Consider the following 24,213-nt stretch of genomic DNA (forward strand, 5'->3'; position numbering starts at 1 on the left):
CGTTACGATATAACGGACACTGTGAAATATTCGTACACAATTGCATCTATTCAAAGATGCTGCAGCTGTCGCTTGCCTGAAGCCTTGACCGAAATGTTCGACGAAGCTCATATTACGCACATAATTTTTATCGCGACTAACCTTGGCTATCCCCATCGAGCAATCTGGAGCAAGCGCATGAGCAACTATGACGTAGTGATTCTGGGCGGCGGCCCCGGCGGTTATAACGCGGCGATCCGCGCCGGCCAGCTCGGGCTCAAGGCCGCTTGCGTTGAAGGACGTGCAACCCTCGGCGGCACCTGCCTGAACGTCGGCTGCATGCCGTCCAAAGCCTTGCTGCACGCGTCGGAGCTGTACGCCGCTGCGGTGGGGACAGAGTTCGCCAATCTCGGCATCGAGGTCAAACCGACGCTGAACCTCGCGCAGATGATGAAGCAGAAGGACGAAAGCGTCGCCGGCCTGACCAAGGGCATTGAGTTTCTGTTTCGCAAGAACAAAGTCGACTGGATCAAGGGTTGGGGCCATATCGACGGCCCGGGCAAAGTGACGGTGACCGACGCCCAAGGCAACAAGAGCGAGCTCAGCGCCAAGGACATCATTATTGCCACTGGTTCCGAGCCCACTCCCCTGCCCGGCGTCGAGATCGACAACCAGCGCATCCTCGATTCCACCGGCGCGCTGTCATTGAGTGAAGTACCCAAACATCTGGTGGTCATTGGTGCCGGGGTGATCGGCCTGGAGCTGGGTTCGGTGTGGCGCCGACTCGGCGCGCAGGTCACCGTGGTCGAATACCTTGATCGGATCTGCCCCGGCGTCGATGGCGAGGCCGGCAAGACCTTGCAGCGCGCACTGAGCAAACAAGGCATTGCCTTCAAACTGAGCTCGAAGGTCACCAGCGCCACCAGCTCCGCCACAGGCGTGCATCTGAGCGTCGAGCCTGCCGCCGGTGGCACGGCTGAGCTGATCGAAGCCGACTATGTGCTGGTGGCCATCGGGCGCCGGCCGTACACCCAGGGCCTGGGGCTGGAGAACGTCGGCCTCAGTACCGACAAACGCGGCATGCTCGCCAACAAGCAACATCGCACCGAAGCCGCCGGGGTCTGGGTGATCGGCGACGTCACGTCCGGCCCGATGCTCGCGCACAAGGCTGAAGACGAGGCCATGGCCTGCGTCGAGCAGATCCACGGCAAGGCTGGCGAGGTCAATTACGCGCTGATCCCCAACGTCATCTACACCCAACCGGAGCTGGCCAGCGTCGGCCAGACCGAAGAACAGCTCAAGGCCGAGGGCCGCGCCTACAAGGTCGGCAAGTTTCCCTTCACCGCCAACAGCCGGGCGAAGATCAATCACGAAACAGAAGGCTTTGCCAAAGTCCTCGCCGACGAGCGCACGGACGAAGTGCTCGGCGTGCATCTGGTCGGGCCGAGCGTGAGCGAGATGATCGGCGAGTTCTGTGTGGCGATGGAGTTCAGCGCCTCGGCCGAGGACATTGCCCTGACCTGCCATCCGCACCCGACGCGTTCGGAAGCGTTGCGGCAGGCAGCGATGAATGTCGAGGGGATGGCGACGCAGATGTAGGTTCCAAACCTTGCCGCCGTCTTCGCGAGCAGGCTCGCTCCCACTTTGGAATGCGTTCCCCCTGTGGGAGCGAGCCTGCTCGCGAATGGTGCCACCCGGTCTACAGCGGCAGATGCCCCAACGGCAACGCCCCCGGCGCTTTCACCGTGTGAATGGCAAAGTTGCTGCGAATATCGCTCACACCCGGAAGCTTGAGCAGATGGCCGCTGACAAAGCGGTCATAAGCGCGCAAGTCAGGCACCACTACCTGCAACAAAAAGTCCGATTCGCCGGACACCAGAAACGCCGAGACCACCTCGGGCAATGCAGTGACGGCGGCATAAAAAGCCTCGGCGCGTTCTTCGTTGTGCCGCTCGACCTTGACCCCGACAAACACCGTCAGCCCCAGCCCGACTTCATCGCGATCCAGATTGGCCTGGTAGCCCCGGATCACCCCCGCCTCTTCCAGCATGCGCACCCGGCGCAGACACGGTGAGGCCGACAGGCCGATTTGTTCCGCCAGCTCGACATTGCTCAGGCGGCCGTTGCGCTGCAGCGCAGCGAGAATCTTGCGGTCATAAGCGTCGAGTTTCATCTTTGGCAGATCCCGATAGTCTGACGGTTGAAAACCAGCAGGTTATGCCAAAGCTGTAAACAATTGAAGCCGACTACGCAAGCACCTGCCCTGCCGTCTCGCTCTAGACTGGCGCGAGAAAATCGACATCGAAAACGGGGTGTGATGTGGCAAGTCTTTGGCTGTTTATTCTGACGCTGGCTGTGGTTCTGCTACTGCCGGGACCGGACATGATCCTGCTATTGCAAACCGGTGCGCGGCAAGGTCGCGGTGCGGCGCTGGCCACCGCACTGGGCCTGGCCATCGCCCGCGCCTGTCACGTTGCCTTGGCGGCACTGGGGCTGGCGGCGCTGTTCAAAACGGCGCCGTGGACGTTTGACGTGGTGCGCATCGCTGGCGCGGCCTATCTGTTGTGGATCGGTATCCAGTGTTTGCGCAGCTCGCTGGTACCGCGTCTGCAAAACCAAGAGCAGGCACCTGCTCCCGGCCAGTGGCGCGATGCGATCCGTCGCGGCTTGCTGACCAACCTGCTTAATCCCAAGGCGTTGCTGTTCTGCTCGGTGCTGTTGCCGCAATTCATCGTCAGTCACGGCGCGCCGGTGCTGAGCCAGTTTGCCTTGCTTGGCATGGTGCTGGTCGCCGTAGGTCTGCTGTTCGACAGCGTGGTTGCCCTGACCGGCGCGGCACTGGGCCGTTGGCTGCAACACAGTCCAACCGCCCAGCGCGTTCAGCAATGGCTGTTCGGCAGTCTGTTGATTGGCTTCGCCGTACGCCTGAGCTTCCTTCAGCAGACTTAAGCCTTGTGTACCCTGCGCTGACGACGGGTGATCAGTAGTAACGCAATGGCCGCGACTACGATGATCGCGCCGATCTGCACCGGCCACTTGTACGGCCGCAGCGTTTCACGCACGGCATCGGTCACCTGGGTGACGTAGCGCTTGTCGGCATTTTCGAAGTCCGGGTACGGGCATTGATTGCCGAAGTCTTGCGCCCACGGCACATAAGGGCCTTCCTTGACGTAGCGCTGATACAGCGCACTCTGGTCCTCAAGGCTGCTGTTCCAGCCGGCCGCGTTGCACAACACGGCGGCAAACGCCTGACTGGTGTGCGGCAGGTTATCGGCGGCGCGACTGGCCAGTGCCGTGGCGACAAAACGATAGTGATAACGCTGATCCGGTTGCGCGGCGCTGGCCTGCTGGCGCTGCACTTCCGCCGTGGAAATCAGCGGGCCGACATCCAGCTTCGTGCTCTCCAGCGTGTAATTGCCACCGAAGGTGGCGTAATCAGGCGCCATCTCATAACCGAGGATGTCCATGCCCCACTCCCGGGCTGTCCATGCGGCGTTGTACAACGCACTGGCGCGTTTGCTCGGCCACCACGCCGACTCGGCCTTGAGCCGTTGCTCGCCATAGAGCCGGGCCTTGTGCTGCAGATCGTCACTGGCGAAATAACCGACCGCTTCCTCGTAACGGCCCTCACGCAGCAAGCGCCGACCGAGCAGATTGCGCAGGTTGGCGGCCACCGACAGCGGCACATAGTTATCGCGCTCTTGCTGCGTCAATGGCGGCGGCGCCGGCACGTTCTCATCGACGTACCGCTTGAGCTCATCGACCGTCAGCACCCGCTCGGCAACGGTGGCGGCATCGAACCAGTAAAGGCTGTTGCTGCGATACAGCTGCACGAATGCTTGCAGGTATTCGCCGCGTTGCAGCGCCAGGATCGCGCTTTCGCCTTCCACCCGACATTTGGGCTGCACCGTTTCAAACGCCCAGTCCGGCGTGCGGCGATATCCCCAGTCTTCATTCTGCGGAAAGGCCTGGGCGGCTTTGGCGTAGGCGGCAGCGGCGGCAGTCGTGTCGCCCTCACGCACTGCCAGTTTTGCCCGCAGCCACCAGGCCAGTCCGCCGTCCCCGGCGTTTACCAGAAAGGCCTTGGCAGACGCGTAGTCGCCCTGTTGATAACTCATCGCCGCCAGTCGATCGGCATTGTCGAGGCTGCCACGGGTGCTGCTCTGCAACAGCGTTACCAATTTCTTTTCGTTGGCCGGCTGCTCGCCAAATGACCAGCCTTGGCGGCTGACCAGCGACGCCGTGACCAGTTGCTGCACTGCTGGCTGCTGCAGCAGTTTGGCCAGCTGAGATTCCGGCAATTCGGCCAGTTCGTTCATCAGTTGCTTGAGCGAGGTATAACCGACGGCCGAACCGTGCAGGTTCTGCGATTCGTACAGTTCGATGGCGCCGCTCCAGTCGCCCGCGCTGCGCAACGCCCGCGCCTCTTCACCGAGGCTGGCAACGCCCAGTTCCAGCGGATCGCTGAAGCCGTCGATGCTCAGTTGCCGGGCTTGGCGAAAGGCATCGCGCGCCTGATCCAGCGCTTCGATGCGATCGTGCGCCTCGTTGCTCATGGCGAAGGCGATGCGCCCGAGGGAATACGCCGCCCACGTGCTGCGCAACGGACGCTGGTCCGCCGGCAGGGCCAGCACCTTGTTGAAATACTCACTGGCCAATTGATGATCACCGGTGGCAAAAGCCACCGCGCCGGCAACGTACAAACGGATTTCCACCGGCAGACTGGCGCCCTGCTCCTCGGCCTGACGTGCATCGCTGAGCCCGCGCAGTCGCTTGACCACGGCGTATTGCTCAGCGCTCAGGCCCACCTGCTCAGCCTGTTCGCGCGCCAGCTCTGACGCGTTGTCTTCGGCATAGTCGTTGGGGTTATGGGTCGCTGCGGTGACGTTTTTCAGCCCGGCAATGGTTTTACCCAGGCGACTGATTTCGAAGCTGAAGCTGCCCTCGGGCAAATCGGCCAAGGTCTGCGCGCGGTTGTCGAGCAGGCGCATCGGGAAGTCCGGGCCGCAGGCCAGCGCCGAACCCAGCGGCAGGCTGAGGCTCAGGCAGAGCAGATGGCGGGGCCAGTTACGGGTCAACATGCGAACCTCCTTGATCAATATGTGCACAACGCGCCCAACCGACAGCGCGCTGCCCGCCCGCCGGCAAGCGGCCGTCACGCAGGCGGGTGAAGGTAAGCAGATTGGCACTTTGTTGCAACGAGTAACCGGCGAGCGCATCAGCGTCTGCACAATCCTGCGCCTTGAGCGTAATTTGCGCGGGCCACGGGCTGTCGAGATTGCCGCGGTTATCGAGCAGGATGTCATAGAGTCCACCCTGCTCTTTGAATGACAAGCGCAACTGACTGTTCAGCCCATCGCCCCGCGCCACGGCGCGCAAAGTAGTCAGGCTCCAGGCGCGACGATCGTTGGTCAGCGGCAAGCGAAACCAGATCAACCCGGCCAGATGCTCAGGCGGATCCTCGCGCAAGGTTTTGGCCAATTGGCTTAGTTGCTGCGGATCGGCGAGCAATTCCCGGCGCTGCCCGCCGCGCTCCAGTTGCACTTCGCTTTCCACTACCGGCGCGCCACCATCATCGCTCAACAGCGCAACGCCGTAGGCCGGCAGCGCCAGATAGAACGGTTTGTCGCTGACATGTGCCCAGGCCTTGGCCCACTTCAACGCCTGCCTGGCGTCGAAAAGACCCAGTCGCGGATCGCTCACGGCGTGGACTTGCAGCACGCTGCTGTCGACGCTCTGCAACAGCGCCGGCAAGTGCGCGCTGTCGAGCCAGGCCGGCAGTGCGGTGATGCTCAAAGGCAACGATGGCGGCAAGGTCGCGCGCAGATCTTTGAGCAATTGGGCATACGCATGCAGCCGTGCTGTACCGGCGTCGTGATCGATCTCGACGCCGCTCAACGTGAGGCCCTGCGCCTGCCAATCGGCGATGACTTGCAGAATCTGCGCGGTGACCTGCTGCTGGTCCAGTGATTGCAGCTGACCATCAAGGCGAATCACTGCAATCAACGGCCGGCCATCGGCTCTCAACAAGGCTGGATCAACCCGCGCCCTGCTCCACCGCTCGCCGGGAAAGGCCTGCAATGCCAGTACGCGCAGCGTCGAGAAATCATCGCGACTGTCACGCAAGGCCGGTTCATGCGCAGGCGTCCATTGGCGCTGCCAGACGTAGAGTTGCTGGTCGAGGGCCGGCGCGACGTGTTGCTCGCAACCCGCAAGCAAGACGCCAAGGAACAGACACACAATCAACCGCATACCTTGAAAATCCCTGAAACCACAGGGCTGCAAGGTTACACAAAAACCGTGTAGGAGCTGACGAGTGAAACGAGGCTGCGATCTTTTGATCTTGCTTCAAGACTCCAGATCAAAAGATCGCAGCGTGCCGTAGCGCCTACAGGGATGCCGCAGGCTTGCGCGCGATAATCACCTGACTCTTGGCCACCACCGCATCCAGCGCCTGCTTGATCTGCGCGCCGCGCGGGGAATCCAGCACCGCTTGCCAGGTATTGGCCCAGTGCTCGAGCATCGGGTGATCGGGGTTGCTGAGATCGACCTTGGCTTCCCAGAACAACATCATCCACATCGACCAGTAGAAGCCATATTTACTGTGGCTGATGATCTCCAGCCCGGCGTCGCTGACCATGGCCTTGAACTGGTCTTCGCTGATAATGCGTATGTGATTGGGTTTCTGGAAATACTCCGGCGCGGCGATGTCCTTTTGCAGGTCCTCGGAGCTGGGATGCGGCACGCTCAGCAGATACAAAGCGCCCGGCTTGCCGACACGCACCAGTTCGGCGAGAAACTGCGCGGGATCATCAACATGCTCGATCACCTCGGTGGAGACCACACGCGTCGCCGTTGCGTCGGCGATCGGTAGCGGGTTGCAGTCGGTAATGTGGCATTCGATGTCCCGGGCCGGGGTGTCGCTCAGGCGCTGGCGGGTGGCTTCGACCTTGGCCGCATCGATATCGGCAAGAATGATCTTCGCCCCACGCATACCGCAGAAGTGCACGTTGCCGCCATCACCGCAGCCGACATCAAGCAACGTATCGTCGGCACTCACAGGGAATCCCGTGTACAGCTCGTGGGTCGCCTGGTTGTACCAGCCGCTGAGTTTCGCGTCGTAAAGGCCGAGCGAGTACGGATCAACCTTGTCGGCAACCGCAGCGACCGGTTCTGCTGCAGGCTGTGCAGGCGCTGTCGCCGAGAGTTTCTTCAAAAAGCTCAGCATGAGGTGGCTCCGGGTGAGGTAACTGCAGTTCGGGAGGTGCCGAGGCGCTTGACCAGTGCAGCACCGCGATTGCGCATCGGCATTTCGACCACGCGGTAGTTGAGTTCGCTGAGGAGCGCGATCAGGCCAAAGGCAATCAGCATCGTAATGATGGGATGTCCGGCGGGGCTCGGCAGGCCACTGCTCTGCAAGCGAAAGATCAGTTCACGCACCAATAGATACGCCGGAATGTGAATGAGGTAGATACCGTAGGAGCGGCTGCCGATCCATGCCAGCAACCGCTGCAAGCGTCCGGCAGGCATCAGGTAGTCACAGTTGTACGAGGCGATCCAGACCAGCAGCGCACTGAGCACGGCGATCGAACCGATCCGATAATTGGCCAGGGTAAAACGGTCGGTGGCCATGAAGCTCAACAGCGCTCCAATGACCATCAACGCTGAAATGCCAAGCCATGGTCGGCGCAAGAACGAGGGCTGCCAGCGCTGAAAACCCGGCTGCGCACTCCACATCGCCAACAGCACGCCAAGGGCCAGCGCATCGGTGCGTACTACCATCAGCAAAGGCGTGCGCACAGTCAGAATCTGCACCGCCACCAGCGCCAGCAATGCCCAGACCAGGTGTCGGCGAAACAACAGGATCAGCAACGGAAAGAGCAGGTAGAACTGCTCCTCCAGCGCCAGGCTCCAGTAGACGAAACTGCTGCCGTATTCGTATTGGAAAAAGCTGTCGGCGAAGCGGAAATTGGCGTATTGCAGTACCCCGGCCAAGGTCGCCTGAAGATTGGCGGACAGCGTACCGAACGCACCGGACCGGTTGAAAAACATACAGGCCAGCAGGATCACCGCCAGCCATAACCAGGCCGAAGGCAACAGGCGAAAAGCCCGGCGCAGCCAGAAATGGCGCACCTGTTGCCAGCGCTCCTGGCCCGTCGTGCAGCCTTGCAGCACCGGGATCAAGCTGCGGGCGATGACAAAACCGGAGATCGCAAAAAACAGGTCGACGCCCCACCACGTCTGCGCCCATTCGTGGATCCGGGCCAGCGACGGCACCGGGTCAGTGAACAGATTGTCCGGCAAATGGTGGAACAACACCGCGAGCACCGCGACCGCACGCAGGACTTCAACGTCCATGATGCGCTTGGCGTTCATGCTTGGGGGGCTTCCAAGGCAGGCGCACGATGCTCGAACAACTGCGTCAGAAACCCTCGCAAACGCTGTTCAGCCACAGTCTGGCTGCAGAACGCCTGCAAACTTACGACTGCCTGCGCCGACATCTCGGCATAGCGCTGCGGCTGGTTTTTCGCGACGTCGTAACTGGCCCGATAGGCCTCGCACAATGAGCTCCAGTTGGTCACATAACGCAGGGTTCGGAAGGCTTTGCGCGGGTCGTGGGGCCAGGCTGTCAGCTCGTCGGTGGACTCGATGAGAAAGGCATTTTCCGTGCTCAGGTAATCGATCATCGCCGTGGTACGCGGCGCCACCGCCGGCTTGCCGCAGGACATGAATTCCATCAGCGGCAGGCACTGGCCTTCGCCGTAGGAGGTGTTGACCACATACCGCGTGGCCTGCACCAGTTGCTCGTAGTCCGGATCGGCAAGGTAACCGTAGATCAGAACGATGCGGCAGCGGTAAGACTGGTTTTTGTACAAATGGTGGAGGATATCGCTGAGCGCTTCTTCGGCGTCGTGGTGAGTGAGCTTGAGCACCAGCGTCGCGTCTTCGACATCGCGAAAACTAACGCAAAAAGCGCTGAGCATGTCTTCCCAGTTCTTGCGCCCGTCACCGGGATTGAACACCGAGGTATAAACCACGCCGTCAAGCACCAGCGTCTGCTCGGAGGCCGGCGCGGCGAAGTCGATGCCGTCGCCGCTGCGCAGGTGCGCCGGCCCGAATGCATTCAGATTGAGGGTGCGGCTGTCCGCGACCAGCCCTTTGATCGTCAGGCTGTAGGCGGTGGCCAGGGCTTGCTCGGGCATTTTCGCGCCACGGGCAGCAAAGCGGTCCCAGACCGGCGCCGGCACCGCGACGATCGGGTACTCGGCACCCATCGCCTCGTGCACGGCATTGACCGTGTAGCTGGAGTGGGTGATCGCTGCGCCACAGGCATGCAAGACGCTACGCCAGTCATTGCGCGGCTCGCCCGCGAAGGCTTCATTGGGGATCGTGCTGAACTCCCACGCAAACACCGGCAGCGTCGGACAGGCCAGGTGAACGGGAGTGCGATGCGGCGGCGAGAACGACAGAAACACGCAGGGCTCGCCACGGCTCAGACATTCCAGATACAGAGCATCGACTTCTGTCTGCGGATCGGCCACTTCCACGACCCGACCGATGCGTTCGAGCACCGGACGATACTCCTTGAGCACGAAGTAATAGCTGTACTCCGAACGCCCGAGGTTCTGCGCAATGGTGTGCCGGTTGGTTTCCGAATGAATGATGATCAGCATGAGGCGTTATCCGTCACAGGCGCAGCATCGGTGGGGCCTGCTGTCAGCGCAAAGAACTCCGCGAGCCGTTTGCGCACCGGCGCGAAGGCGCAGTATTGCTGCATACGCGCGACGGCGGCGGCAGACATCCGCTGATACTCCTGCGGCTGCGCTGTGGCCATTCGATAGCTGTTTTCGTAGGCGTTTTTCAGCGAGCCCCAGTCGGGGCGGTGCCGCAGCGTGCGGTAGATGATCCGCGTGTCCTGCGGCCAGATCGTCAGCTCTTCACTGGACCTGACCACGAACGCCACCGAGTCATCGATGTAATCTTCCATCGCCGTGTGATCGGGGGCGATCACCGGTTTACCGCTGGACATGAACTCCATCAAGGGCAGGCACAGCCCTTCGCAGCGTGACGCGTTGACGTAGAAACTGGCCGCCTGATAGAGCCTGGCGTACTGCGCGTCGTCGAGGTAACCGTGCATCACCACGACCCTACAGGCGAACGGCGTGAGTTGCGCCAGCAGGGTCATCAACTCGCTGTAATAGGACGCCAGATCATTCTGGGTAATCTTGAGCACCAGCGTCGCGTCGGGCGTTTCGCGGAACGCCCAGCAGAATGCGCTGATCAGTCGATGCCAGTTCTTGCGGCCATCCTTGGGATTGAATACCGAGACGTACACCACACCCTCGACTGTGGTTTCGACCACCGATGAGGTGTCCGGCAGATCGAGTGGCGCCGGTTCGATCACGGGCACCGGCGCAGCGCCGCACACCTCAGGCCAACGCTGTTGCAGCCAGCCATGCAACGCGTCCGGCAGCAGATCGCGAATGCCCTCCCAGTACCAGTTGTGCAGAAATTTCACCCGCGGCACCGGTTCCGTCTGTTCGCGTCCCAAGTCCAGTGCCCACAGGCGCAGATAATGTCGAGCAATGACCAGTCGGCGTTTGAACGTCAACGGTGGCGGGCGCGCGGCTTCAATTGCTGCGGCCAGTGCAGCCTGCTCTTCAGGGCTGATTGGCGTTGGGATCAGCGCATCGGCTGACAGGCCGAGGGTGCGCGAATCGAAAATACAGCCCTTGATCGCCAGTGCAGTCCCGGGATTGACCGGCATGGGTTGGTGTTGCTGACGAATCGTTGCGAAGCTGTCCCACAACGGCGTCGGCAAAACCAGCACCGGGAACGCTTCGCCCATGGCGCGGCGGATGGCCGTTGCCGTGTGGCTCGACAGAGTGATGACCCGGCCGTGGCGTGCGAGCATGCGTGTCCAGTCCTGACGCGGATCGTCGTCCCACTGTTCATCGGGGATCGAATCGAACTCCCAGGCCACCACGCAAATCGTCGGGCATTCCAGATCAACCGGGGTCTTCTGCGGTGGGGTGAAGGACAGGAACACAGTGTCTTCACCTGCGGCGAGCAATTGCCGGTAAATCACATCGACGTCGGCGACAGATCCGGCCACGTGCACGCGCCCCAGGCTTTCCAGCACCGGGCGATAGGCTTTGAGGACAAAGTAATAGCTGTATTCCGGACGCCCCAGACTGGCACTGATGGAGCTGTCGTTGACGTCCGAGTAGAGAATGAAATTCATGGCATCCCACGATGAAGCGCCATCCCGGCGACTTCATGCTATGACGGCCGCGCGTCGGATCGGGTCGGCAGGGCCGGCACTCGTCCGTCATCATCGGGCACGTCTCTGTTCTTGTTTTAGTGGTCAGTTTCACCCCGCGTCGCGGCGTCCGGAAAACAATCGGCCAACTCGCGACGAAGGCCATTCTAAACACATCCATCGCGAGTCCGGGAACCGCCGGGCGAGAATAAATCGGACTATGCTGACGAGAACTGACCAGTCACGGTTTGCCCGGTTGAAATTGCCGAGCAATTGGCACAGATTGGCAACCAAACAACTACAACAACGGCTTCGCCTGCTGTTTGCGCGGATATTCCCCGCTGTATTTCAGACTTATCCCAAAAGCATCCGGGAAAGCGGCGCGAGTCATGACCAAGGGGTCGCTGTTTGAAAAAACGTCTGTTCGTCACGGGCCTCAGCGGCTTCGTGGGACAACACATTCAGTCTCGTCTGGCGTCGCCGGGCTCGTCGTGGGAGCTGCTGCCTGCCGCATCGGCCTACGACCTTACGAACGCCGACAGCCTCATCGACCTTTGGCCCGAGATGCCGGATGCAGTCATTCATCTGGCCGGACAGACCTTCGTGCCGGAAGCCTTTCGTGACCCGGCCCGCACCCTCGACATCAATCTCTTCGGCACCCTCAATCTGTTGCAGGCGCTCAAGGCTCGCGGCTTTGCCGGGACGTTTTTGTACGTCAGCTCCGGCGACGTTTACGGGCAAGTCGGCGAGCAGCACCTGCCGATCACCGAGCAACAACCACCGCTGCCACGCAATCCGTACGCGGTAAGCAAACTTTCAGCGGAGTTCCTCAGTTTGCAATGGGGCCTGAGTGAAGGCTGGCCAGTGCTGGTCGCACGCCCGTTCAACCACATCGGCACCGGGCAAAAAGACAGCTTCGTCATCGCTAGCGCAGCCCGGCAGATCTGCCGCATCAAACAGAGCCTGCAAGCACCGCAACTGCAAGTCGGCGATATCGACGTGACCCGCGATTTCCTCGATGTCGGCGATGTGATTCGCGCGTACTTCGCATTGCTGGAAAACGGCACACCGGGGCAGGTCTACAACATCTGCTCGGGCCGCGAGCAAAGCATTCGCAGCCTGATCGAGCAATTGGCCGATCTGGCCGAAGTCGACGTTGAACTGGTGCCGGATCCGGCGCGCATGCGTCGCGCCGAACAGCGCCGCGTCTGCGGCAGCCACGCAAAACTGGCCAACGCCACAGGATGGGCGCCAGCCACCACCACACAACAATCCCTGCGGGCGATCCTGTCCGACTGGGAGATGCGAGTACGACAACAATGACAAAAAGTGCACTGATTACCGGGATCACGGGCCAGGATGGCGCCTATCTGGCCAAACTGCTGCTGGACAAGGGTTACAAGGTTCACGGCCTCGTTGCTCGACGCAGCAGCGATTCACGCTGGCGCCTGCGCGAGATGGGTGTCGAAGCCGACATTGTCTACCTCGACGGCGACATGGCCGATGCCTGCTCGGTGCAGCGTGCGGTAATCAAATCGGCACCGGACGAAGTCTACAACCTCGCCGCACAGAGTTTTGTCGCCGCCTCCTGGGATCAACCGGTGACCACCGGCATCGTCGATGGGCTGGGCGTGACGCACCTGCTCGAAGCGATTCGCCAGTTCAGCCCGCACACGCGCTTCTATCAGGCCTCGACCAGCGAAATGTTCGGCCTGATCCAGGCAGAGCAGCAGGACGAAAACACCCCGTTCTATCCACGCAGCCCTTACGGCGTGGCCAAGCTCTACGGCCACTGGATCACCGTCAACTACCGCGAAAGCTTCAACCTGCACGCCAGCAGCGGCATCCTCTTCAACCATGAATCACCGTTGCGCGGTATTGAGTTCGTCACACGCAAAGTCACTGACGCTGCCGCGCGCATCAAGCAGGGCAAACAGCAGGACTTGGCGCTGGGCAACATTGACGCCAAGCGCGATTGGGGCTTTGCCGGCGATTACGTCGAGGCCATGTGGTTGATGCTGCAACAGGACAAACCCGACGATTTTGTGGTCGCCACGGGCGTCACCACCACCGTGCGCGAAATGTGCCGCATTGCCTTCGATCACGTTGGCCTTAACTACCGTGACTACGTGAAGATCGACCCGGCGTTTTTCCGCCCGGCCGAAGTCGAAGTGCTGCTCGGCAATCCGGCCAAGGCTCAGCGCGTGCTGGGCTGGAAACCGAAAACCGACCTGGATACCTTGATCCGCATGATGATGGATGCGGACATGAAACGCGTCGCCAAGGAGTAGGCCATGCTGATTCCGGTGATTCTGTCCGGCGGTGCCGGCACCCGTTTGTGGCCGGTGTCCCGTGAGGGCCACCCCAAGCCGTTCATGACCCTGCCCGACGGCCAGTCGCTGCTGGGCAAGACCTACCAGCGAGCGGCGGCGTTGCTGGACGGCTGGGGCGACATCGTCACGGTGACCAACCGCGAGTATTACTTCCAGAGCAAGGATCACTATTGCGCGGCGCAGGTGTCGCGCCATCGCGGGCACTTTCTGCTGGAGCCGAGCGGGCGCAATACCGCACCGGCGATCGCAGCGGCAGCGCTGTCATTGCAGGCGCTGCATGGTGACGACGCAATCATGGTGGTGATGCCGGCGGATCATTTGATCGTCAATCAGGACGCCTTGAAGTGTGCGGTCGAGCACGCAGTGAATCTGGCGAAGGACGGTTATCTGGTGACCTTCGGCGTGGTCCCTACCGCGCCGGAAACCGGCTTCGGCTATATCGAAACCGGTGCGCCGCTGGACGCCAGAGGCGCGGCCAAGGTGCAGCGCTTCGTCGAGAAACCCGACCTGCAGACCGCCACGCATTACCTGGAGAGCGGCAACTTCCTGTGGAATTCGGGGATGTTCTGCTTCACCACCGCGACACTCATTGCCGAACTGCAACTGCACGCACCCGAGTTGCTGGAACAGACCCGCGCCTGCATGGCCGTCAGCGCACCGGTCGAAACGGTCGGCTGCCTGCAACAGGAGTTGTCGTCGACTCTGTTTGCCGAGATCACTGACATCTCCATCGATTACGCATTGATGGAGCGCTCGGAAAAAGTCGTGGTAGTGCCCGCCGGTTTCGATTGGAGCGACATCGGTTCGTGGAACGCGGTCGCCGCGCTGATTCCCGCCGATGCTGATAACAACCGCGCCAGCGGCGAAGCGATCTTCATCGACAGCCACAACAACTTCGTGCAGAGCGAAGGCCGGCTGGTGGCGACCGTCGGTGTGGATAACCTGATCATCGTCGACACCGCCGACGCCGTGCTCGTGGCCCATGCCGACCGCGCTCAGGATGTGCGGCGCGTCGCCAAGCAGCTCAAGGACAAATCCCACGAAGCCTATCGCCTGCATCGTACGGTCAGCCGTCCGTGGGGCACCTACACCGTTCTGGAGGAAGGCCCGCGCTTCAAGATCAAGCGCATCGTGGTCAAACCCGGTGGCAAATTGTCGTTGCAGATGCACCATCACCGCAACGAGCACTGGGTGGTGGTCGAAGGCATGGCCAAGGTCACCAACAACGGTTCCGGCACGACTCTGGTCGCCAAGAACGAATCGACGTTCATTGCCGCCGGCCACAAGCATCGCTTGGAGAACCCCGGGGTGATAGATCTGGTCATCATTGAAGTGCAAAGCGGCGAGTACCTGGGCGAGGACGATATCGTTCGCTTCGAAGATCAATACGGCAGGACGGTCTGAATGCTGCTTTCCCTGTACCGCTCGCTGCACAGCTACCGTGGATTCATCCTCGGCAGCGTGCAGCGCGAGTTTCAAGCGCGTTATCGCAATTCGCTGTTCGGGGCGCTATGGCCGATTTTCAATCCGCTGTCGATGATCATTGTCTACACGGTGATCTTTTCCCAGATCATGCGCGCGCGTTTACCGGGTGTCGACGACAGCATGGCCTACAGCGTCTACCTGTGCGCTGGTCTGCTGGCCTGGGGACTGTTTTCCGAAATAACCCTGCGCAGTCAGAACATGTTTCTGGAAAACGCCAACCTGCTGAAGAAAATCAGCTTCCCGAGGATCTGCCTGCCGGTGATTGTATTGATCAATGCCGGGATCAATTTCGCCATCATCATCAGTCTGTTTCTCGGTTTTCTGCTGATCACCGGGCGCTGGCCGGGAATGGCTTTGCTGGCGCTGATTCCGCTGATTGCTCTGCAAATGATGTTCTGCGCCGGGCTGGGTATGGTCCTTGGCGTGTTGAACGTGTTCTTTCGCGATGTCGGCCAGTTGTTCGGCATCTGCCTGCAGTTCTGGTTCTGGCTGACACCGATCGTCTACCCGATCACGATCCTGCCGGAATGGGTGCAGCGCCTGCTGCAACTCAACCCGCTGACCAACCTGTTCAGCAGTTATCAGAACCTGTTTCTCTACGGTCAGTGGCCGGTATGGAGTTCGCTGCTGCCGGTTTTCATTACTGGCGTGGTGTTCTGTCTGATCGGTCTGCGGCTGTTTCGCCAGCGCGTCGGCGAAATGGTGGATGAACTCTGATGGGACATATTCGCGTCACCGGCCTGGGCAAGGCCTATAAGCAATACCCAAACCGCTGGGCACGGCTGGCCGAGTGGCTGATTCCGTTTTCGCCGCTTCGGCATCAACAGCACTGGGTACTGCAAGATGTCGAATTCGAGATTGCTCCGGGTGAAGCGGTGGGTATCGTCGGCGCCAACGGAGCAGGCAAAAGCACCTTGCTGAAAATGATCACCGGCACCACTCAACCCACCCAAGGCAAGATTGAATTGCAAGGGCGCGTCGCAGCGCTGCTGGAGCTGGGCATGGGTTTCCACCCAGACTTTACCGGTCGGCAGAACGCAATCATGGCCGGTCAGTTGTTGGGCATGCAGCTTGAAGAAATCCAGGCCCTGATGCCCGATATCGAGCACTTCGCTGAAATTGGCGATGCGATCGACCACCCGGTCCGCACTTATTCCAGTGGCATGCAGATGCGCCTGGCGTTCAGTGTCGCCACCGCCCGGCGCCCGGACATCCTGATCGTCGACGAAGCGCTGTCGGTGGGTGATGCCTATTTCCAGCACAAGAGCTTCGAACGCATCCGCAGCTTTCGCAAATCCGGCACGACGTTATTGATCGTGTCCCATGATCGCTTCGCGATTCAGTCGATTTGCGACTCGGCGATCCTGCTCAAGGATGGGCGCGTGGCCATGCGCGGCAAACCGGAGCCGGTTCTCGATTATTACAATGCGCTGATGGCCGAACGTGAGGGTCAGGTAGTACGCCAGGAAACGCTCGCCGGCGGCGAGGTGCAAACGGTCTCCGGCACCGGCGAGGCGGCGATTCTGAGCGTACGCCTGCTCGATGAAAACCAGCGCAGCATTGAGGCTGTCGAAGTCGGCCAACCGGTGGTGCTCGAAGTGCAGGTCGAAGTGCGCAAGGACATCGAACGGCTGGTGCTGGGCTTCATTCTCAAGGATCGCCTCGGCCAGATGATGTACGGCATCAACACCCACCGGCTGAACAAGGCATTGACCGATCTGCGCGCCGGTGAACGCTTCACCTATCGCTTCGCCTTCATCATGGGCCTGGGCAAAGGCAACTATTCGGTGTCGCTGAGCCTGTCGCGTCTGGACTCACATCTGGATCGCAATTTCGAGTGGCGTGACTACGGGATGGTGTTCCAGGTGATCAACAGCCGTCGGGAAGACTTCGTCGGCTGTACCTGGCTGGACGCTAAAACCACCATCAGCCGCGACACCGAGGCCCGGCCTGTCGAGCGTGCGCCATGACCCGCCTCTTGGTTGAATGCACTCACGTATTCAAACACCCCAAGATCAATTCGGGGATCCAGCGCGTGGTGCGCAACGTCATCAAGCAGCTGCCCGCCAGCGCTGACGGCGTTGAGTGCATGCCGGTGGTGGTGATCAATCGCCAGCTCTACCGCGTGCTGCAACTGGCGCCACTCGATACACCGTTCTGGAACAGCCTCGAAACCTTCGGTGAACGCCTGGAGCGCCTCGCCCATCGTTTCTGGCAGTGGCATCAGCGCCGCGATGCGCTATGCACTTCGAAACTGGCGCGGCGGCTCCTTTACGCCAGCTATCGGTTGACCCAGTTTGCCGTGCTCGGCCTGCCGATTCGGCTCGTCAGACGGATCAATCGCAGGCAGCTGCTTAAACGTTGCTCGCCCCTTCAACACCACCCGGGCGATCAACTGGTGCTGCTGGATTCATCCTGGCACTCGGACTTTTTCGCCCATGTCGAGCAGCTCAAACGCGACGGCGTCGGCATGATCGCGGTGATCTACGACCTTATTCCGCTGACGCATCCGCAGTTTTACGACACGCGGCTGGTCGAAGTTTTCAATGAGTGGTTCGCCTGGATCACCCGCACGGCCGATGGCTACATGGCGATTTCCGCCACAGTGCGTGATCAGGTGCGTGGTGAATTGCAACGCAGAATCGGTGCCGAGCAGACTGAAAAGCGCTGGTTCGATTACTTTTATCTGGGGTCCGAGCTCGATCTGCAGCACAGCCAAGCCACGGTCGAACCGCGCCTGAGTGACCTGTTCACTGCGACCGAAGCGGTTTTTCTGATGGTCAGCACCATCGAGCCGCGCAAGAACCATGGGTACCTGCTCGACGCCTTCGAACGCGCCTGGGCTGCCGGCTCGACCGCACGCTTGTGCATCGCCGGGCGTATCGGCTGGAAATGCGAGGCGCTGCTTGAGCGAATCCGCAATCATCCGGAACTGAATCGGCGCCTGTTCATGTTCAATGACCTGAGCGACACCAGCCTGGAATACGCATACGCGCAGGCCAGTGCGCTGGTCTTCCCCTCGTTCGTCGAAGGCTTCGGCCTGCCGCTGGTGGAAGCGATGCAACGCGGGTTGCCGGCAATGGGCAGCGACATCGCGGTATTCCGCGAAATCGGTGGCGAGTTCATGGCTTATTTCGATCTGCAGGACCCACAAAGCCTTGCCGATCTGATCGAAACCTATCAGCGCAGCGGACAGTTTCCCGCCGCCCGCGACGTCGCTGACTGGCGCTGGATCGGCTGGCGCGAGGCCAGCGAGCAATTGGCGACACGCAGCCTTGCCCATGTTCAGCAGGCCCTGCGCGTGCAAGCGAGGCCGCATGCGCATTGCTCTTAACGCCCGCATCCTGCAAGCGCCGCGCACCGGCATCGGCCACTACGTCGCCGAACTGGTCAACGCCTTGCGCAGCGAACCCGATGTGGACGTAAGCCTGTTTCACGGATGGGGCTGGAGTTCGGCCCTGCCGGACGCGGCCATGCCCGGCTACTCGCGCATGACGCCATTGCTGCGAAAAATTCCCGGGGCCTATCAGGCACGCCGCTGGCTGGAGCAGAAATGTTTCGATCAGGTGCGTGCACAAAAGATTGATCTTTATCACGAGCCAAGCCTGTGGCCGCTGGCCTTCGACGGCCCGACCGTGATCACCCTGCATGATCTGACGCACCTGCATTTTCCAGAAACCCAACCGCCAGCACGGCTGAGGGAGATCGAACGTCGTCTGGCCGCCGGCGTGGAGCAGGCGCGGGTCATTCTGACCGATTCGCAGGCGATCGCTGACGAGGCGCAAACCTATTTCAATCTCCCTGCACAGCAATTCGTTGTGGCGCCGTTGGGTGTGTCCGAACGCTTCCGTCCCCGGCCACTTGAGGAAATCGACAGTGTGCTCAAGGCTCACGCCGTCCAGGCACGGGAATATTTCCTCTGTGTCGGCACCCTGGAGCCGCGCAAGAACCTGAGCCTGGCGTTGCAGGCCCACGCCCTGCTGCCAGACGCCGTGCGCCAGCGCTTTCCCTTGTTGATTGCAGGCATGGCCGGATGGCAGCGCGAGCAGTTCAGCGAGCCACTGCGCCAGGCATTGGCCAGCGGCCACGTGTGCCTGCTCGGCTATCTGCCCGATGAGCAATTGGCGCAACTGCTGGCCGGCGCCCGGGCGCTGATATTTCCGTCGTTGTATGAGGGCTTTGGCTTGCCGGTGCTGGAAGCCATGGCCAGTGGCACACCGGTGGTGACCACCCGTTCTTCGGCGATGCCGGAAGTGGCTGGCGCGGCTGGCAACTATATTGAAGCGGACGATGCCGAGGGTCTGCGTGATGCAATGGGCCGGCTGATCGACGACTCGCTGCATTGGCAGGCCTGCCGCGAAGCGGGATTGCAGCAGGCGGCACTTTTTTCCTGGCAACGTTGTGCACAGGCTACGGCTGGTGCCTACCGCCAGGCCATGGGAGGTTGAATGCGCGTTCTTCATTTCTTCAAGACGTACCTGCCCGATTCGGTCGGCGGCATCGAACAAGTCATCTTTCAGTTGTGCGAAAGCGGCGCTCAGCATGGCATCGATGGGCAAGTGCTGACCCTCAGCACCAATCCGACACCGCCCGTGGTGCAACTGGGTCAGCACGAAGTACATCGGGCGAAGCTGGATATCCAGTTCGCCTCGACCGGGTTTTCCTGGAGTGTGTTCAATCAGTTCCGTGAGCTGGCCGCCGAAGCCGACGTGATCAACTATCACTTCCCCTGGCCGTTCATGGACCTGGTGCATTTCGCCAGCGCCGTGAACAAGCCGAGCGTGGTCACCTATCACTCGGACATCATTCGCCAAAAGCATCTGCTCAAGCTCTATCGGCCACTGATGAATCGCTTCCTCGCCAGCGCCGACCGCATCGTTGCTGCATCGCCGAACTATCTGCACACCAGCGATGTGCTGCAGCAGTTTCAGGACAAGACCCGCGTTATCCCCTACGGCCTGAATAAAGCAGGTTATCCACAGCCCGATACCGAACGCATGAACCGCTGGCGCCAACAGCTTGGGGATAAGTTTTTTCTGTTCGTCGGGGTGATGCGTTATTACAAGGGTCTGCACATCCTGCTCGACGCGCTCAAAGACATCGATTATCCCGTGGTGATTGTCGGTGCCGGTCCGCTGGAGCAGGAACTGCATGCACAGGCCGCCGCGCTGGGCCTGCGCAATATTCATTTCCTCGGCCGTCTGAGTGACGAGGACAAAGTGGCGTTGCTGCAATTGAGCTATGCGATTGTCTTTCCTTCGCACCTGCGCTCCGAGGCTTTCGGGATTTCGTTGCTCGAAGGCGCGATGTACGGTAAACCGATGATCTCCAGCGAAATCGGCACCGGCACCAGTTTCATCAATATCCACAACGAAACCGGACTGGTGGTGCCGCCGAGCAATCCACAGGCCTTTCGGGAAGCCATGCGTACGCTATGGGACAACCCTGAGCGTGCTGCCGAGATGGGGGTCAAAGCGGAAGCGCGCTATCGGCAGCTGTTCACCGCCGATGAGATGGGTCGCAAGTGGACAGAGCTGTATCAGGAACTGCTGGCTGAAAAGGCTCTGTCCTACGCTTGAGTGGAGGTCACGCGGTTTTCTGCAACCCGGCCACCGTGCGCGGCATTGCGACAAAACCCGGCAACGCTTCGATCCGTGCCAGCCAGGCGCGAACGTTGGCGTAGTCATCCAGCGAGACATTGCCCTCCGGCGCGTGAGCAACGTAGCTGTAGGCAGACACGTCAGCGATGGTCGGCTCTCCGCCCGCCAGATACGCTGTTTTGCCCAACTCCAGCTCCATGACCTTGAGCAGATTGTGCGCACGGCCAATGACTTCCTCGGCATTCAGTTGCGCACCAAACACCGTGATCAGGCGTGCCGCCGCCGGGCCAAAGGCAATCGGTCCCGCCGCTGCCGACAACCAGCGCTGCACATGCGCTGCGCCCACCGGATCGGCCGGCAGCCAGCGTCCGTTGCCATATTTCTGCGCCAGATAAACCAGAATCGCGTTGGAATCGGCCAGCACCACGCCGTTGTCATCAATCGCCGGCACTTGGCCAAAGCTGTTGATCGCCAGGTACTGCGGCTGCTTGTGCTCACCTTTGGCCAGATCGACGAAGATCAGCTCGGTCGGCAGTTGCAGCAGCGACAGCATCAACTCGACGCGGTGGGCGTGACCGGAACGGGGAAAGTTGTAGAGTTTGATCGCTTGCATGGTCGACTCCGCTGGAAAGTGACGTCGCTACGGGGATGAGCGCGTCGATGGAGTCATCATCTATGGGTTGCCGGAACAACAGAATAACCAGCCACTGCAATCGATTATTTCATCTCGTGCAATAACGCCGCAGCACTCAAGGCTGGATGCTCACGCAGCGCCTTCACGGCGAAGTCGACAAAACTGCGGATCCGCGCCGGTGCCTTGCGCCCGCCCTGATACACCACATGGATCGGCAACGGTGGCAATTCAAACTCGGCGAGGACGATTTCCAGCTCCCCCGCCGCGACTTTGTCCGCCACTTGATACGACAGCACTCGCGTCAGGCCCAGGCCTTTGCGCGCGGCAGTGATCGCCGACTGATTGGCCGTGACGGTCAGGCGCGGTTCGGTGCGCACACTGAGTGCTTCACCGCCGTCGAGAAACGGCCAGTTGCGTTGCTGACCGATCGCCGATGTCGCCACCACCGGCAATCCGGCCAAGGCCTGCGGATGCTCCGGGCGGCCATGTTCAGCCAGAAACCCCGGCGAAGCACAGATTACCCGCCGCACTTCCCCGACGCGAATCGCATGCTGATTGCTGTCCGGCAGCTCACCGATGCGTACCGCGACATCAATGCCCTCCTCGACCATGTTGACGACCCGGTCCAGCAACAGCGCGTTGATCGACACATCCGGATAACGACAAAGGTAATCGGCCATCACTGGCGTCACGAACAGATCGCCAAACAGCACCGGCGCAGTAATCGTCAACTGCCCGCGCGGCAAGGCATGGCTGCCTGCCGCAGAATCCTCGGCCTCCTGCACTTCGGCAAGAATCCGCCGGCAGTCATCGCAGTAACGTTGCCCGGCTTCAGTCAGATGCACAGTGCGCGTGGTACGCACCAGCAACTGCGTACCGATATGCTGCTCCAGCGCCGCCACCGCCCGGGTGACACTCGCCGCCGACAGACCCAGACGCCGCGAAGCCGCCGAAAAGCCTTGCTCCTGGGCGACAACAACGAAGATCTGCATTTCCTGAAAGCGGTCCATCGAATTCCTCCGGGCGGATACGACAATCGCAGCCGAGGCTGCGATTGTGGGAGAGCTTAGATCAACGGTGGATAACTTATTCCACGGTGACCGATTTCGCCAGGTTGCGCGGTTGATCGACGTCGGTGCCCTTGAGCACGGCGACGTAGTACGACAACAGTTGCAACGGGATCGTATAAAGGATCGGCGAGAGAATGTCGTGGATGTGCGGCATTTGCACCACGTGGGTACCTTCGCCGTTGGTCATCGCAGCCTTCTCATCCGCGAACACGATCAACTCGCCGCCGCGAGCGCGGACTTCCTGGAGATTGGATTTGAGCTTTTCCAGCAGTTCGTTGTTCGGCGCGACGGTCACCACTGGCATGTCGTTATCCACAAGTGCCAGCGGCCCGTGTTTGAGCTCGCCGGCCGGGTAGGCTTCGGCATGGATGTAGGAGATTTCCTTGAGTTTCAAGGCACCTTCCATCGCGACCGGGAATTGCGCGCCACGGCCGAGGAACAGGGTGTGGTTTTTCTCGGCAAACAGCTCGGCGATTTTTTCCACGGTGCTGTCCATCGCCAGCGCTTCGCCGAGACGGGTCGGCAGGCGACGCAGTTCTTCGACAAGTGTGGCTTCGACGCCGTTGGCCAGAGTGCCGCGCACCTGTCCCAGCGACAGGGTCAGCAGCAACAGGCCGACCAGTTGCGTGGTAAAGGCTTTGGTCGAGGCCACACCGATTTCGCGGCCGGCCTGGGTCAACAGGGTCAGATCGGATTCGCGCACCAGCGAGCTGATGCCGACGTTGCAGATCGCCAGGCTGGCGAGGAAGCCCAGCTCCTTGGCATTGCGCAGGGCCGCGAGGGTGTCAGCGGTTTCGCCGGACTGCGAGATGGTCACAAACAGCGTGTCCGGCTGCACCACCACTTTGCGATAACGGAATTCGCTGGCGACTTCCACCTGGCACGGAATACCGGCCAGTTCTTCGAGCCAGTAACGCGCGACCATGCCGGCGTGATAGCTGGTGCCGCAGGCGACGATCTGCACGTTGCGTACTTTGGCAAACAGCTCGGCAGCTTGTGGACCGAAGGCCTCAACCAGCACTTGATTGTTGCCCAGGCGACCTTCGAGGGTGCGCTGGACCACGGCCGGCTGCTCGTGGATTTCCTTGAGCATGTAATGGCGGAACTCACCCTTGTCGGCGGCTTCGGCACCATCGGTGTACTGCACGGTCTGGCGCTCGACAGCGTTGCCGTTCACGTCCCAGATCTGCACGCTGTCGCGACGGATTTCAGCGATGTCGCCTTCTTCCAGGTACATGAAGCGGTCAGTGACCTGACGCAGAGCGAGTTGGTCGGAAGCGAGGAAGTTCTCGCCCAGACCCAGGCCGATCACCAATGGACTGCCACTGCGCGCGGCGACCAGACGATCCGGTTGCTGTGCGTTGATCACTGCGAGACCGTAGGCGCCATGCAGTTCCTTGACGGTCGCTTTGAGCGCGGCAGTCAGGTCCGGTTGTTCCTTGAGCTTGTGGGTCAGCAGGTGCGCGATGACTTCAGTGTCGGTGTCCGAGCTGAAAGAGTAACCCAAGGCTTTGAGTTGTTCGCGCAGAGCTTCGTGGTTCTCGATGATGCCGTTGTGCACCACTGCAATGTCACCGGAAAAATGCGGGTGAGCGTTGCGCTCGCACGGCGCGCCATGGGTCGCCCAACGGGTGTGGGCGATACCGAGACGACCGGACAGCGGCTGTTCGGTCAGGGCGGTTTCCAGCTCACTGACCTTGCCCGGACGGCGCATGCGTTCCAGGGTCTGGTCATTGGTATAAACCGCCACACCGGCGCTGTCATAGCCCCGGTATTCGAGGCGCTTCAGGCCTTCGAGAAGGATGGCGGTGATATTACGTTCAGCTACAGCGCCGACAATGCCACACAT

The 24,213-nt window shown here is 60.9% G+C and carries 20 protein-coding genes; 10 read left to right on the forward strand and 10 right to left on the reverse strand.

Annotation, left to right across the window (positions count from 1 at the left end):
* Nucleotides 1–177: 177 nt before the first annotated feature.
* A complete protein-coding gene (gene lpdA, locus ASG55_RS24140; protein ID WP_056791033.1) occupies nucleotides 178–1,578 on the forward strand; it encodes a dihydrolipoyl dehydrogenase in 1,401 nt (466 codons plus the stop codon).
* A gap of 100 nt (nucleotides 1,579–1,678) precedes the next feature.
* Here the strand turns inward: lpdA and ASG55_RS24145 are convergent, their stop codons facing one another.
* The gene (locus tag ASG55_RS24145; protein WP_056791036.1) at nucleotides 1,679–2,152 is read right to left on the reverse strand and encodes an Lrp/AsnC family transcriptional regulator; all 474 of its coding nucleotides are present in this window, start codon (nucleotides 2,150–2,152) and stop codon (nucleotides 1,679–1,681) included.
* Between the two features lie 146 nt (nucleotides 2,153–2,298).
* Here ASG55_RS24145 and ASG55_RS24150 point away from each other — a divergent pair, with 146 nt between their 5' ends.
* A complete protein-coding gene (locus ASG55_RS24150; protein ID WP_056791039.1) occupies nucleotides 2,299–2,928 on the forward strand; it encodes a LysE family translocator in 630 nt (209 codons plus the stop codon).
* On the opposite strand, the gene ASG55_RS24155 is transcribed toward ASG55_RS24150, so the two are convergent.
* From ASG55_RS24155 to ASG55_RS24180, 6 genes are all read right to left on the reverse strand, one after another.
* Nucleotides 2,925–5,060, reverse strand: coding sequence for a hypothetical protein (locus ASG55_RS24155; RefSeq protein WP_056791042.1), 2,136 nt, complete (start codon nucleotides 5,058–5,060; stop codon nucleotides 2,925–2,927). The two genes, ASG55_RS24150 and ASG55_RS24155, sit on opposite strands and share 4 nt — an antisense overlap.
* Nucleotides 5,047–6,231 carry a DUF3142 domain-containing protein gene (locus tag ASG55_RS24160; protein ID WP_056791045.1) on the reverse strand — a complete coding sequence of 395 codons (1,185 nt, stop codon included), beginning with the start codon at nucleotides 6,229–6,231 and terminating at the stop codon, nucleotides 5,047–5,049. Before ASG55_RS24160 ends, ASG55_RS24155 begins: the two co-directional genes overlap by 14 nt.
* Nucleotides 6,232–6,367: 136 nt before the next feature.
* Nucleotides 6,368–7,207, reverse strand: a complete 840-nt coding sequence (locus tag ASG55_RS24165) for a class I SAM-dependent methyltransferase (protein ID WP_056791048.1) — start codon at nucleotides 7,205–7,207, stop codon at nucleotides 6,368–6,370.
* Complete coding sequence (locus ASG55_RS24170; RefSeq protein ID WP_056791052.1) at nucleotides 7,201–8,355, reverse strand: acyltransferase family protein; 1,155 nt, start codon at nucleotides 8,353–8,355, stop codon at nucleotides 7,201–7,203. Before ASG55_RS24170 ends, ASG55_RS24165 begins: the two co-directional genes overlap by 7 nt.
* Nucleotides 8,352–9,653, reverse strand: a complete 1,302-nt coding sequence (locus tag ASG55_RS24175; protein WP_056791055.1) for a glycosyltransferase — start codon at nucleotides 9,651–9,653, stop codon at nucleotides 8,352–8,354. The genes ASG55_RS24170 and ASG55_RS24175 overlap by 4 nt, the downstream gene beginning before the upstream one ends.
* Nucleotides 9,647–11,224: a glycosyltransferase gene (locus tag ASG55_RS24180; RefSeq protein WP_056791058.1), complete on the reverse strand. Its 1,578-nt coding sequence runs from the start codon at nucleotides 11,222–11,224 to the stop codon at nucleotides 9,647–9,649. The genes ASG55_RS24175 and ASG55_RS24180 overlap by 7 nt, the downstream gene beginning before the upstream one ends.
* Nucleotides 11,225–11,650: 426 nt before the next feature.
* Here ASG55_RS24180 and ASG55_RS24185 point away from each other — a divergent pair, with 426 nt between their 5' ends.
* Genes ASG55_RS24185 through ASG55_RS24220 form a run of 8 tightly spaced genes read left to right on the forward strand, consistent with a single transcriptional unit; the run spans nucleotide 11,651 to nucleotide 20,639 of the window.
* Entirely contained in the window at nucleotides 11,651–12,565 is a 915-nt protein-coding gene (locus ASG55_RS24185; protein WP_056791061.1) for a GDP-mannose 4,6-dehydratase, read from the forward strand.
* Nucleotides 12,562–13,533: a GDP-mannose 4,6-dehydratase gene (gene gmd, locus ASG55_RS24190; protein WP_056791064.1), complete on the forward strand. Its 972-nt coding sequence runs from the start codon at nucleotides 12,562–12,564 to the stop codon at nucleotides 13,531–13,533. The genes ASG55_RS24185 and gmd overlap by 4 nt, the downstream gene beginning before the upstream one ends.
* Nucleotides 13,534–13,536: 3 nt before the next feature.
* The gene (locus ASG55_RS24195) at nucleotides 13,537–14,979 is read left to right on the forward strand and encodes a mannose-1-phosphate guanylyltransferase/mannose-6-phosphate isomerase (RefSeq protein WP_056791065.1); all 1,443 of its coding nucleotides are present in this window, start codon (nucleotides 13,537–13,539) and stop codon (nucleotides 14,977–14,979) included.
* Nucleotides 14,980–15,777 (forward strand): ABC transporter permease, encoded by a 798-nt coding sequence (locus ASG55_RS24200; protein ID WP_056791068.1) that lies wholly within the window; start codon nucleotides 14,980–14,982, stop codon nucleotides 15,775–15,777.
* Nucleotides 15,777–17,030, forward strand: a complete 1,254-nt coding sequence (locus ASG55_RS24205) for an ABC transporter ATP-binding protein (RefSeq protein WP_056791071.1) — start codon at nucleotides 15,777–15,779, stop codon at nucleotides 17,028–17,030. Before ASG55_RS24200 ends, ASG55_RS24205 begins: the two co-directional genes overlap by 1 nt.
* Nucleotides 17,027–18,394, forward strand: coding sequence for a glycosyltransferase family 4 protein (locus ASG55_RS24210; protein ID WP_056791074.1), 1,368 nt, complete (start codon nucleotides 17,027–17,029; stop codon nucleotides 18,392–18,394). The genes ASG55_RS24205 and ASG55_RS24210 overlap by 4 nt, the downstream gene beginning before the upstream one ends.
* Entirely contained in the window at nucleotides 18,378–19,508 is a 1,131-nt protein-coding gene (locus tag ASG55_RS24215; RefSeq protein ID WP_056791078.1) for a glycosyltransferase family 4 protein, read from the forward strand. The genes ASG55_RS24210 and ASG55_RS24215 overlap by 17 nt, the downstream gene beginning before the upstream one ends.
* Nucleotides 19,509–20,639: a glycosyltransferase family 4 protein gene (locus ASG55_RS24220; protein WP_056791080.1), complete on the forward strand. Its 1,131-nt coding sequence runs from the start codon at nucleotides 19,509–19,511 to the stop codon at nucleotides 20,637–20,639.
* 7 nt (nucleotides 20,640–20,646) lie between these two features.
* On the opposite strand, the gene ASG55_RS24225 is transcribed toward ASG55_RS24220, so the two are convergent.
* From ASG55_RS24225 to glmS, 3 genes are all read right to left on the reverse strand, one after another.
* Nucleotides 20,647–21,273 carry a glutathione S-transferase family protein gene (locus ASG55_RS24225; RefSeq protein ID WP_056791084.1) on the reverse strand — a complete coding sequence of 209 codons (627 nt, stop codon included), beginning with the start codon at nucleotides 21,271–21,273 and terminating at the stop codon, nucleotides 20,647–20,649.
* A 104-nt stretch (nucleotides 21,274–21,377) separates the two neighbouring features.
* Entirely contained in the window at nucleotides 21,378–22,304 is a 927-nt protein-coding gene (locus tag ASG55_RS24230; RefSeq protein ID WP_056791087.1) for a LysR family transcriptional regulator, read from the reverse strand.
* Nucleotides 22,305–22,380: 76 nt separating this feature from the next.
* Nucleotides 22,381–24,213 (reverse strand): glutamine--fructose-6-phosphate transaminase (isomerizing), encoded by a 1,833-nt coding sequence (gene glmS, locus ASG55_RS24235; RefSeq protein ID WP_056791089.1) that lies wholly within the window; start codon nucleotides 24,211–24,213, stop codon nucleotides 22,381–22,383.

Source organism: Pseudomonas sp. Leaf434 (genome assembly GCF_001425545.1).
GTDB classification, from domain to species: domain Bacteria; phylum Pseudomonadota; class Gammaproteobacteria; order Pseudomonadales; family Pseudomonadaceae; genus Aquipseudomonas; species Aquipseudomonas siliginis.